We start from the raw sequence: 12,460 nt of genomic DNA on the forward strand, positions 1-12,460 counted from the left end.
GGAATCGTCATGTCCCGCACAATTATGCTCATTCCCATCGGCTCTGGCGTTGGTGTTACCTCTGTTAGTCTTGGTATGGTTCGCGCAATGGAACGCCAAGGCGTTGCCGTTAATTTCTTTAAACCTATCGCACAGCCTCGCCTGGGTGATATAGGTCCAGAGCGTTCAACAGCAACACTGCGTAATGGTTCATCAATTAATCCCCCCGAGCCCTTTGCAATGAAATATGCAGAGAATCTTATCTCATCAGGCAATACATCTGAACTACTAGAAAATATCGTTGAGCGTTTCCAAGGTTGCACAAAAAACAGTGATGTGATCATTGTTGAAGGACTTGTTCCTACTGACAAACATCAATTTGCGAATGAGATAAACTACAGCATCGCTAAAGCATTAAGTGCAGAGATGGTTTTTGTCACACACCCAAGCAATGATTCTTCACAACAACTGAAAGAGCGCATGGAAATTGCCATCGCCTCTTTTGGTGGTAAAAAGAATAAGCGCATCGCAGGCTGTATTATTAATAAAGTTGGCGCGCCAATGGATGAAAAAGATAAAAATCGTCCTGATATGAGCGAGATGTTTGATATTCCAACCAGTGGATCACATACCAACCTTGAAGTATTACAGATGTTCAGCAAAAGCCCGCTACCTATCTTAGGTTGTATCCCTTGGAGTGCGGATCTGATTGCGCCACGTGTTAAAGACTTGGCAATACATTTAGAAGCAAAAATATTAAATGAAGGTGATATCGAACACCGTCGTTTACACAGCGTAACGTTCTGTGCACGTACCATTCCTAACATGGTGCAGTATTTTAAAGCGGGATCAATGCTCGTCACTTCAGGCGATCGCAGTGATGTGATTATTGCGGCCTGTTTAGCGGTGATGAACGGTATGCAGATCGGCTGTCTATTATTAACCGGCGATTACCCACCTGAAGAAGAGGTAATGAAACTGTGTGGTCGTGCAATGGAATCAGGTTTACCCATTTTATTGATCAAGAGTAATACATGGCAAACCGCACAGCGCCTACAAAATTTCAATATGGAAATTCCTATTGATGATGTTGAACGTATCGAAAAAGTACAAGAGTATATCGCCAGCCATATCGACAAACATTGGTTAAATACGTTAACTGAAGATTCTTTATTAACACGTCGTTTATCACCACCTGCATTCCGTTACCATTTAACCGAGCTTGCACGTAAATCGAACCAACGTATCGTTTTACCGGAGGGTGAAGAGCCACGTACTATTCAAGCGGCACTTATCTGTGCACAACGTGGTATCGCAAAACCCGTATTATTAGGTGATCCAGAAGAGATCCATCGCATTGCAACACAGCAAGGTATTGAATTAACAGATGATGTAGAAATCATCAATCCAAATGATGTACTTGAAAACTACGTTGCACCTATGGTTGAGCTACGTAAAGCAAAAGGCTTAACTGAGGTAGTTGCCCGCGAGCAGCTGCAAGATACTGTTGTATTAGGTACGATGATGCTAGCAGAAGAAGAGGTAGCCGGTCTTGTTTCTGGTGCAATACACACCACAGCAAACACCATTCGCCCCGCGCTGCAATTAATTAAAACAGCACCGGGTGCGAACCTTGTTTCATCTATCTTCTTTATGTTATTACCTGATCAAGTATTGGTTTACGGAGATTGTGCCATCAACCCAGATCCAACGGCTGAGCAACTTGCAGATATCGCTATTCAATCAGCAGACTCTGCTATCGCCTTTGGTATCGACCCGAAAGTAGCAATGATCAGCTATTCAACAGGTGATTCAGGCGCAGGCAGTGATGTAGAAAAAGTACGTGAAGCCACTAAAATTGCCCAGCAACGTCGCCCAGATCTATTGATTGATGGCCCTCTACAATACGATGCGGCTGTGATGGAAAATGTTGCTAAGAGTAAAGCGCCAAACTCTAAAGTTGCAGGTCAGGCAACGGTCTTTATCTTCCCAGATTTAAACACCGGTAACACCACTTACAAAGCGGTACAACGTAGTGCAGACCTGATCAGTATCGGTCCAATGTTACAAGGTATGCGCAAACCAGTGAATGATTTGTCTCGTGGTGCATTAGTAGACGATATCGTTTACACTATCGCATTAACGGCAATTCAAGCAACACAAGCAGCAGAGAAAGCGTTAGCAGCAAAAAGCTAAGCTATTTTCTCTAAACTAAAAAGCCCCGTTATGGTTAACATAACGGGGCTTTTTTATATTTAATGTTATGAATATAGCGCCTTGCACTGCATCAAAGCGAACTTTAGTTTAAAGGTTCATCATCGCTAAACTCAGCAATTAAGTTTTGTACCTCCTTGAGCATATTTTTACTGCCACAGAAAAAGGCGATGCGTTGGTGTAATTCAGTCGGTTTAACCTCCAGAATACGATTAAAGCCATCACTTGCAATGCCCCCCGCTTGCTCAATCAAGAATGCCATCGGATTACACTCATACAATAAACGCAACTTTCCTTTCGGTGCAGAAGCGGTAGAAGGGTAGATGTATATCCCCCCCGTGATCAGGTTACGATGAAAATAAGACACTAATGAGCTGATATAACGTGAAGTATAAGGTCGTTGGTTCGGCTCATCTATCTCTTGGCAAAATTTCAGGTACTTTTTTATCCCTGCTGGAAATTTAAGATAATTACCTTCGTTAATGGAATAAGTGTGGCCATTTTCAGGCACCACCATATTTTCGTGAGAAAGATAAAAGGTGCCCAGTGAAGGATCGTAAGTAAAGCCATGTACGCCATGTCCCGTTGTATAAACAAGCATGGTTGATGAACCATAAATGATATAACCGGCGACAACTTGCTCAGTGCCAGCTTGTAAAAAATCAGAAATTACCGCGGGTGTGTCCACAGGACTAATACGTTTGTAGATTGAAAAAATAGTACCAACCGAGACATTCACATCAATATTTGAAGAGCCATCCAGCAGATCCATTAATACGATATATTTACTGTTGCATCCACGTTCACTGTCGATGACAATAATATCATCTTCCTCTTCTGATGCGATACCACAGACTTCTCCGCGCGGCTTTGAAAGTGTCATTGGCATACAAATCCATTTTTTGTTGCATTTCACCTTGTACATTTTCAACCCCTGTCGAGCCGACAATATCAACCAAACCGGCTTTATTTATATCGCGGTTGACGACTTTTGTCGCTAACTGAATCGCCCCCAGTAGCTGTGTAAGTTCACCCGTGGCTTCGGAAAATTGATTTTGTTTAGAGATGATATATTCGTCAAGTGTGATCATGCTTATCTTGTGGAAAGTCTATTTACATTTTTATCTGTGGGTATTCGAGTCGAATAAAGAGGCCTGAGTAATAAGAAATTACTCAGGCTTAGTTCCATTTACTTATTTAGATTACTTATTTGCATTGCTTAATGAGTTCAGTAACCTGCTCTAACGAACCAAGTTCAGTACCACTGCGACTTGCTGTTGCAGCGCCACAAGCGAGCCCATAAGGTAAGGCTTGTTGCAAAGACTCACCTAAGCTCAAACGCCACACAATACCAGCGACCATGGAGTCGCCTGCACCAATAGGATTAGCCTCTTTTATAATCGGCGTTTCAACTTTTGAAAAGTCCTGCTCGGTCACCAGCAAGGCTCCTTCTGCCCCCAAAGAGACCACTAAATTTTTAGGGCCTGAATTAAGTAGTGCTGCACACCAAACACTTGCGTCATCTAGCTGGCGATCAGTCAGTGCTAATAATTGCTGTGCTTCCTCTAAATTAGGTTTTGCTAACGCAGGTTTTGCTAAACAGCCTAATCGCAATGCTTCACCACTTGAGTCTAAAATGGCAAATGCACCAGCAGCCTCAATGAGCGCAATCAGATCGGCATAAATACGGTTATCAACACCGGGTGGCAAACTCCCCCCTAAAACCCACCAATCACCTGCTTTAAGATTCTGTTTTACAGACTTCATTAAACTTGCCAATTCAGCCTTTGAGACTTCTGGCCCAGCTTCATTTACTTTAATATGTCGTGCTTCACCCTGCGCCACAATCGAGATATTAGTGCGTGTTTCACCGCTAATTTCAGTAAACTGTGTATTAATACCCTGCTTAGTTAATGTGGCTTTTAAGCGTTGTCCGCTATAACCGCCAACAAATCCCATTGCAGTGCTATCGACATTTAAATTCCGTAGCATACGTGAAACATTAAAACCTTTGCCGCCACAGTCCATGCGCGAGCCCAATGCGCGCGAGACACTGTCAAATTGAAATTGCTCAATTTTCAACTCCAAATCAACAGCGGGATTCAGTGTTAATGTATAGATCATAACGTGTCCTTTATACATTCTTCAAACAATGCATGCTCAGCAGCAATATTCCAAGTATTCCCTTCTCCTAATGCTTTAGCGACCGTAGGCAGTTTCTCTGCTAATTCATCTAAGCCTAATAAGGGTAAATCTTCTAGCTGTGGAAAAATTAATATTTTACCGGGGAAACGAGCTGCCATCATAGCTTCAATTCCCTCTTTTGCGACCTTCATGCCCCCAATGGCTGCAACGCAAATAGCGGGGGCAATATTGCCCGCTACGGTGTTGTCCATGACCACGGTTTGATCTTCAATGGTTAACCCTGAAGTCCCCGTGTATTGCGAATTGTTTAAATAAATAGAGCTAAAGTTAACCGGTGCGAGCGTACCGTTAGGAACGCCAGCAAAGCAGACTAACATGCCATCATCTTTCATAAAACTAGATGCCTCCGCCATAATATCGGCATTAGGAACACAAACAACCACATCATCAGCCCCCTGTCCGTTGTTTTTAGCATGAACAAATTCAGGTAAACTCACTGAATTATTGATCGGATTATAAGTGATGAGTTCACAATTGTTTTTTGCCGTTAAGCTTGCAAAACGGGATTCAATTTCAGCTAAACGTTGATCGTTAATATCAGTCACAATCACTTGGCTCGGGCCATTTTTTAACTCGATAGCACGTTGTACGTGCATCTGCCCCATTGGCCCACCCGCACCAACAAAAACAGAAAAACCACCTTTGCGTAAATCACAACGGTTACGTGCTTCACCGTAAGAGTCGGTAATATCAGCGCCATTATTACCAATAAAAGCGACATAATCGTAATGTAGACGACCGACATCCGCATCAACTAACCCATCAAGGGGTTGCTGACCGACCATATTCATGGTGCCGCGGCGTGCGACATATTTTGCAATCGTGGTGATTACTTGTGCTGAACGTGGGTCAAGCACCACAATATCATCAAAACCAATACCCGCGGTTAGCTCTTCGCTAGCGACAGCTAAATTCTCCATGGTAATATCATCACGGATAAGCACATTTTTAGCCTGTTGTTTCACCAGTTTCGTTAATGCATCTGAAACGTTAGTTAATATCACCGTAGCAGGCGAGGTTAACCCTTGGCTAAATTGGTAATCAGTGTTGTCATCTGCTTGACCAACAATCCACATGATACCTTGTTCTTTTGGCTGTAAGCGACGACGTTGTGTATAAGAAGCCCATACACATCCCCAAGGTTCCAACAATGCAGATTCTGCAAACCCTAATTTATCAGATACTTTTAACAAACAAGAGCCTGCATCTGTTTCCAGTACTTCAGGACCCACTAAGTGATATTGTGTTAACCCACCCGGAACGGTATAACCATAAGCGGTGCTTTTACCATTTTGGTAAATATCGGGTTGTACAGCATAACGTTCACCTACTTTAAAATCATCACCTAACTCATCACCCACTTGGATAACGGTGAGCGTGGCTTCATGGCCTAAACGGGTAGGCTCTTTACGCAAATCACGATTATATAATTTAGGATGCTTGCTACCTTGATTGATTAACTTCACATCAGAAAAACACAGTCCTACCGCATCAACACGCACTAATAACTGATTATCTGCTGGCTCTGGCACGGGAAATAATTCAGGTTTGTTATCTTTACCGATGTTTTCAACGCCAGCGCCATACATGTTCCAAGTGCTTGTCTGACTTGGAATCGGGTTACTGAGAGCTTGGTATTTTTGGTATTGAGTGGTCATGCTGTTACCTCATTAATTAGGTTTAAAATTGTTTTTGAAAATAGATTTTTAATGTGTCTTTGAATAATTTGTTTAAAGCAGATCATCATGTTTTTTGTACATCGCCATCACTGATTCTGAACTACACATTTGCAGTGCTTTTTGTGCTTTTTTCTGCAATTTTTCAAATGAAACACTGCGTATGACATTTTTAACAGCAGGCACGTCTGCAGGGCTAACTGAAAGTTCATGTACACCTAACCCCACCAGTAAACAGGCAATGTTAGGATCGGCGGCCATGTTTCCGCACACCCCAACCCATTTACCATGTTCATCAGCGGCTTTCACTGTCATTGCAATTAAACGTAATAGGCTCGGATGGTAGCTATCAGCTTCATTACATAAGTTAGGATTTAATCTATCCATCGCTAAGGTATATTGGGTTAAGTCATTAGAGCCAATAGAGAAAAAGTCGACCTCTTTGGCGAAGTTATCCGCCATTAAGGCAGCCGAAGGAATTTCAATCATGATACCCAGTGGCAGTACGGGCGCATTGAATTGCACACGAACAGACTCTGCTAAATCACGTGCACGGCGCCACTCTGACATTTTTGCAATCATTGGGAACATGATATGAATACCACATTTACCGATCTCTTGATGTTGCCAAATAGCGGTGCGATAGATAGCTTCTAACTGACGCTTAAACATCTCTTCATGCTCAAAGGATAATCGCACCCCTCGCACACCCAGAAAAGGGTTGTCTTCATGGGGCATGTTCATCCACGAAACAGGTTTATCGCCACCAATATCTGCGGTGCGTACCACTAATTTCTGACCTGCTAACTCACTAGAAATAGTTTTTAACGCTTGCATCTGCTCATCTACAGTGGGCTCTTGGGTCGATGCTTCAAAAAGGAACTCAGTGCGCAACAAACCAGCACCTTCGCCGCCATGCTCTAATATACTGAAAACATCTTGTGGTTTAGCAATATTACAAACAACATCAATACGACGTCCATCGAGCGTGATAGCGGGATCATGTTGCTGTAATGCTTCTTGTTCACGCATCTCCTTCCATGTTTTTAGGCACTGTGTTGCTTGTGTTTGTGTGGCTTTATCTGGTGTGATAATGACCGTGGCAGCTTGTGGATCAACAATCACTTGCTGATTATCCTCTATCCTCATTAACTGCCCAGCGCCAATACCGACAACAGCAGGTATGCCTAACGCGCGCGCTAATATCGCCATATGACTATTTGGACCGCCTAACTCAGTGGCAATGCCTTTAATCGGTAACCCTTCTAACCCTGCGGTTTGTGACGGAGTAAGATCATTTGCCAATAAAATAAAATCACTTTTTGGGTAAATGATTTCTGTTATCGATGGCTGTAAAACATTAATAACTCGTTCACGCACATCCGCTAAATCAGCAATACGTGCGCGTAATCGCTCATCTTCCACGCTTGATAATGCTGCAATTTGAGATTCAATCGCTTGTTGCCAAGACCATGCTGCGCTATTACCTTGAGAGATGAAGCTATGGCTCTCTTCAACGATAGTTTCGTCGTTGATCAACTGTTTTTGAGCTTTCAAGATAGCCGCTTCATTGGGCGCTTTTTCTAAGAGTTTTTGATGCAGTAAATCTGTTTGTAATATTGCTTCTGTGCGCGCATGTTGTAATGCGTTCAGTTCTTTATCAGCATCCGAAGCTTTTTGTATTATTTCTCTGCTTATTTTTTTTAATAAATAGCTTGATGCCAGCGCAATCCCCGGTGAAGCAGCCAGACCTTTTAAAACAGCGTTGCCTACTGGCGCGACTAATGCGGGCAATCCTGCCAGAGGATTGTAGTTAGCATTTTCATTGGCATCATCGTTATCTAAACCCGCATTGATAAGCCCTGCTAATGATTCCACTGCAATTTGTGCTTGCACGCCTTGTGCAGAAACAACAATAGCGTCTCCTTGTTGCGCCCCCATCGTTAATAGTGCAGCCATCGATTTTGCATTAGCACTGCGCTTATCATTACGCAGGCGTATTTCAGTATTCTCATATAATGCAGCTTGCTCGGCAAGTAGACTTGCTGGCCGTGCATGCATACCCGCTTCATCAACCACTGTTGCGGAGGCTGTAATGGCAAAATCTTTCTTCAGCATCGTTTGCTGAGCAGGCGCGGCACCTAAGGCGTCGATAATTTGCTTAGCATCTAACGTATTTGCTAAGCGTTCAGAAAGATCTTCATCCATGACCACAGCAGTGAGTTTTTGCAATAATGACAGGTGATCATCACCTGAAGCTGCGATACCAACAACCAGTTTAGCGATATCCCCCTGCGCATTCCAAACAATACCAGCAGGAATCTGCACAATCACCACACCCGTTTTAATCACCAATGACTTAGCCGCGTTAACACCATGTGGAATAGCAACACCGTTGATTAAATAGGTGCTAACTTTCTCTTCTCTTTCAGTTAATGCATCAAGGTAGTTATCACTCACAAAACCTAACTCAGACATACTTTTCGCGATTAAATTAAGCACTTCACTTTTACTGCTGAAGGTCTGTTGCAAGTGTATTTGCTGTGGCTCAACAGTTAACATTTTAGGCGCGATGACGGCCACTTTTTGTGGCGCAGTTTCAGGGACTAATGCTAATGGTTCAGAATGTATTTCAGCCTTTGCTTTGCTTGTTGTATTACTGAATAATTTTTTTAAAAATGACATAGGTACCTACTTATTTCGTCAAATATGAATGTTCAATATAAGGGCTAAAAATCGATGCTGACTTGAGCACCGATTAACGCCTTTACCTGCTTTTTCGGTTAACTTAGGCTATCAACTAAGTCATCATAAAACTTGGTATCCATAAAATTACCAATGCTCAAATGGCGTGCACTGGGTAGCTTTAATTTAGCACGTGCTGATAACTCCTGTTGCGTAATAACAATATCGGCATCAGTCAAATCATTGATGGCAGCATTGGTGACATTAATATTTAACCCGGCTTTTTCAATTTTTCCACGTAAGACCGTTGCGCCCATTGCCGACGAGCCCATCCCCGCATCACAAGCAACCACGATAGATTTCACTACTGTATTCGCCATGACAGGAACCTGACCTTTTGACTCCGCTTTGTTAGCATCAACCAGTGCAGAAGCAGCCGCCAGATCATCTGTTTCAGAGGCATCATTGCGGATGATAATGCTCGCAACGATAAATGAAGTGGTCGTCGCAACCGCAATTGAACCTAATGTTAATAAAATGCCCATGCCGCTCGTTGACATAAGTACCAGTGCAAACACAGAGCCTGGCGATGGTGGACCAACTAACGCATTACCTGTCACCATATTAAATGCCACACCTGCCATACCACCCGCAATGACAGCAATAATTAAACGTGGTTTCATCAAAATGTAAGGAAAGTAAATTTCGTGGATGCCACCAAAGAAGTGAATAATTGACGCACCGTATGCTGATTTTTGCGCAGCGCCTTTACCCATGAACATGTAAGCAAGCAAGATGCCTAAACCAGGCCCAGGGTTTGTTTCGATAAGGTAATAAATTGAAGATCCAATTTCCGCTGACTGTTCAGCACCAAGTGGCGTGAAGACACCATGGTTGATGGCATTATTAAGAAAGAGAATTTTTGCAGGTTCAACAATAATAGAAACAAGTGGTAATAATGATTGCTCTACAATCCAAGCAACCCCATCACCTAACGCAGTAGTAACAACAGAAACAATAGGGCCAACAACGACATAAGCAAGTAGCGCAGTGATCATGCCAATAATACCCAGCGAAAAGTTATTCACCAGCATTTCAAAACCGGGTTTAATTTTACCGTGCACCATGTTGTCGAATTTAGCAATCGCAATACCACCTAACGGCCCTGCAATCATCGCCCCCATAAACATCGGAATCTCAGTCCCAACAATCACCCCCATCGTAGTGATAGCGCCCGCGACTGCACCACGCTCACCACCGACCATTTTACCGCCGGTATAACCAATCAATAAGGGCAAAAGGTATTTAATCATTGGACCCACAAGTTCCGCTAAACTTGCGTTGGGTAACCACCCCGTTGGAATGAACAATGCAGTGATCAAACCCCAAGCAATAAATGCCCCGATGTTTGGCATCACCATACCACTTAAAAAACGACCCATTGACTGTACGCCAACCTTCAAATTAATTGCAGGCATCACCTATCTCCTTGATTATATAATTACGCTAAAATTGGACTGGAAGGCTGCTTGCAAACTATTCAGTATTTGTTGCTGATCGCTTGTGGTTAGCCATAAATCCATGATTACTGTATCGCTCATTAATTGAGCTATTGATGAAAAAATATAAGACTGTGATTGCCTTATTTTTTGTAAATCATCTTGCATAGGAACGCAGAGTAAAAAAATAATACGTACATCTTGATCGTCTCCCCCCCAAGTAAAGTCTTCGCTTTTAATACGTACAAAACTCAGCGTGGGTTCCGATATTGAACGTGTAATAACATGAGGAATTGCGACCTGTTGACCCGCAAAAGTACTGACTATATCCTCACGTTTAATGATATCTGCATAAAGACCGCTTGGATCTTGGGTTTTTCTAAGCAGGAACAATTGTGCGCAAATGCTATACAAAGCATCAACTCTTGAGTCCGCCTCTAAATCCAAAATAACGGTGTCTATGGTGATCAGATTTTCATTCATTTTTGTTACCTCTGTGAAACATGTACTGAGTATATGAGGCAATTATTTTTAGTCAAAAGCACTGATTGGAAATGACGTCAAATAGTGAAAGGTTGTTATCCAGTTGTTAACCAGACGCCAAACTGCGCAACTACAATCATAATCAATCAAATACAATCAAAAGTTATGTGATTTCAGTCACTTTTTACAAAAACCAATCAACTATAATCAAATTCCTTCTTTCTAATAATAGGTTTTCAGATGACTGCCAAGGCTCGTCAGCATAAAATAATAGCGTATTTAAAAGAGAACTCATTTGCGAGTGTGCAGCAATTGACTGACATCGCGCAATGCTCTCCTGCGACGGTGAGGCGTGACATTATTGACCTTGATGGAGAGGGTAAATTAAAAAAAATTCGTAACGGCGCAGAGAAAATACTCGCGCCAAGTACAGATCCTTCCATTGGCATGGCAGGATTTTATCCTAACATTTCAGATTACCGCAATTATGAAGAGTCAGATCTGATTGCTCAAAAAGCCGTTGAACTGTGTGAGGTCAGAGATAATATTTTTGTGGGCGAAGGACAAATCCCCTTTCTCTTGGGAAAATATTTAGTGGGCAGTAATATCCATGTGTTTTCCAACTATTTACCCTTACTGAGTTATCTGATTATCGAAGATTATCCTCACTTAGTAGTATTAGGTGGGCAATATATTAAAAGCCAAAACATGCTGGTTTCACCAGAGCCACATGTAACTTACCAAGGTCGATATTTAATTGTTGGGGGCGATGGTTTAACGGAAGCAGGGTTAACCAAATCAGCGGTATTAACCTTTATGGAAGAGAAGAAAATGCTCCAATATGCAGATAAAGTCGTCGCGCTAGTGGAATCAGAAAAAGTCGGTGTATTTGGTGGCGTTGGATTATTTACCTTAGATCAAATTGATATCGTGATCACAGGTAAAAATGCCAATCCAACCATTATAGATCTACTGATTGCGAAAAACATTCAAGTGTACTTAGTCTGAGAGCTTTCTTGGTGGCCGAAGAAGCAGCCACCAGCAACACTTAACCATCATGTATCCCTCCATATTCGGAATAGGAACACAATCAAAACAAACTTAATTTAACTTAACTTACAGCCAATAATTCACAAAAAGGTAACTATGAATACAGAAGCACTGATCATCGACTATTACACCGATATTTTTGGTGATGTTGCCACAAAAATGGAAACACAGTGGCAAGAAAAAGGCGCTTATTTCGGTTTTGCAGAGCATCTACAACATGCGGCCACTCAATTTGAACATGCACCCGTGCATAATCTGAAGTGCGCCCTAAAACATCTATACCCATGATCTTTGAAAAGACTTCTCATTTAGGAAAATTAAGTTGAAATTTAAATTTAAAAGATCAAACTGTCTATACCCATGATCTTTGAAAAGACTTCTCATTTAGGAAAATTAAGTTGAAATTTAAATTTAAAAGATCAAACTGTCTATATGCAAATATCATTATCCTATCAGCAAAAAAAGATTTTAGAATCTCGCCATAAAATGAGCAGGGATAAGCGCGAGTGCGATAGAATAAAAGCGATTTTATTATCTGCTGAAGGTTGGTCTGAGGAGTTAATATCTCAGGCGCTACGAAAACACAAAACAAGTATTACTCGACATTTAAATGATTATGTCACCAGTCAAAAAATAACATCGGATAATGGTGGTTCTGAGGGCTACCTT

The 12,460-nt window shown here is 42.0% G+C and carries 9 protein-coding genes and 1 pseudogene; 4 read left to right on the forward strand and 6 right to left on the reverse strand.

What is annotated here, in order from left to right; translation table 11 throughout:
* Positions 1-9: 9 nt before the first annotated feature.
* The gene (gene pta / locus G322_RS0103470) at positions 10-2,175 is read left to right on the forward strand and encodes a phosphate acetyltransferase (protein ID WP_022940421.1); all 2,166 of its coding nucleotides are present in this window, start codon (positions 10-12) and stop codon (positions 2,173-2,175) included.
* A gap of 103 nt (positions 2,176-2,278) precedes the next feature.
* On the opposite strand, the pseudogene fbp reads toward pta, so the two are convergent.
* From fbp to G322_RS0103500, 6 genes and pseudogenes are all read right to left on the reverse strand, one after another.
* Positions 2,279-3,284, reverse strand: a pseudogene (gene fbp, locus G322_RS21620) (class 1 fructose-bisphosphatase).
* A gap of 115 nt (positions 3,285-3,399) precedes the next feature.
* Positions 3,400-4,317, reverse strand: coding sequence for a 1-phosphofructokinase (pfkB, locus tag G322_RS0103480; RefSeq protein ID WP_022940422.1), 918 nt, complete (start codon positions 4,315-4,317; stop codon positions 3,400-3,402).
* Positions 4,314-6,056: an alcohol dehydrogenase catalytic domain-containing protein gene (locus G322_RS0103485; RefSeq protein WP_022940423.1), complete on the reverse strand. Its 1,743-nt coding sequence runs from the start codon at positions 6,054-6,056 to the stop codon at positions 4,314-4,316. The genes pfkB and G322_RS0103485 overlap by 4 nt, the downstream gene beginning before the upstream one ends.
* A 72-nt stretch (positions 6,057-6,128) precedes the next feature.
* Positions 6,129-8,759, reverse strand: a complete 2,631-nt coding sequence (gene ptsP / locus G322_RS0103490; protein ID WP_022940424.1) for a phosphoenolpyruvate--protein phosphotransferase — start codon at positions 8,757-8,759, stop codon at positions 6,129-6,131.
* Positions 8,760-8,857: 98 nt separating this feature from the next.
* The gene (locus tag G322_RS0103495; protein ID WP_022940425.1) at positions 8,858-10,237 is read right to left on the reverse strand and encodes a PTS mannitol transporter subunit IIBC; all 1,380 of its coding nucleotides are present in this window, start codon (positions 10,235-10,237) and stop codon (positions 8,858-8,860) included.
* A 15-nt stretch (positions 10,238-10,252) separates the two neighbouring features.
* Positions 10,253-10,741, reverse strand: a complete 489-nt coding sequence (locus G322_RS0103500) for a PTS sugar transporter subunit IIA (protein WP_022940426.1) — start codon at positions 10,739-10,741, stop codon at positions 10,253-10,255.
* A gap of 240 nt (positions 10,742-10,981) precedes the next feature.
* Between G322_RS0103500 and G322_RS0103505 the strand changes: the two genes are divergently transcribed.
* The 3 genes from G322_RS0103505 to G322_RS23225 all read left to right on the forward strand — a co-directional run.
* Positions 10,982-11,749 (forward strand): DeoR family transcriptional regulator, encoded by a 768-nt coding sequence (locus G322_RS0103505; RefSeq protein WP_022940427.1) that lies wholly within the window; start codon positions 10,982-10,984, stop codon positions 11,747-11,749.
* Between the two features lie 138 nt (positions 11,750-11,887).
* Positions 11,888-12,079, forward strand: a complete 192-nt coding sequence (locus G322_RS0103510; protein WP_022940428.1) for a hypothetical protein — start codon at positions 11,888-11,890, stop codon at positions 12,077-12,079.
* A 144-nt stretch (positions 12,080-12,223) separates the two neighbouring features.
* On the forward strand, positions 12,224-12,460 hold a 237-nt coding region (locus G322_RS23225), incomplete at its 3' end, for a helix-turn-helix domain-containing protein (RefSeq protein ID WP_022940429.1).

The sequence above is a fragment of the Psychromonas hadalis ATCC BAA-638 genome, from assembly GCF_000420245.1.
Taxonomy (GTDB): domain Bacteria; phylum Pseudomonadota; class Gammaproteobacteria; order Enterobacterales; family Psychromonadaceae; genus Psychromonas; species Psychromonas hadalis.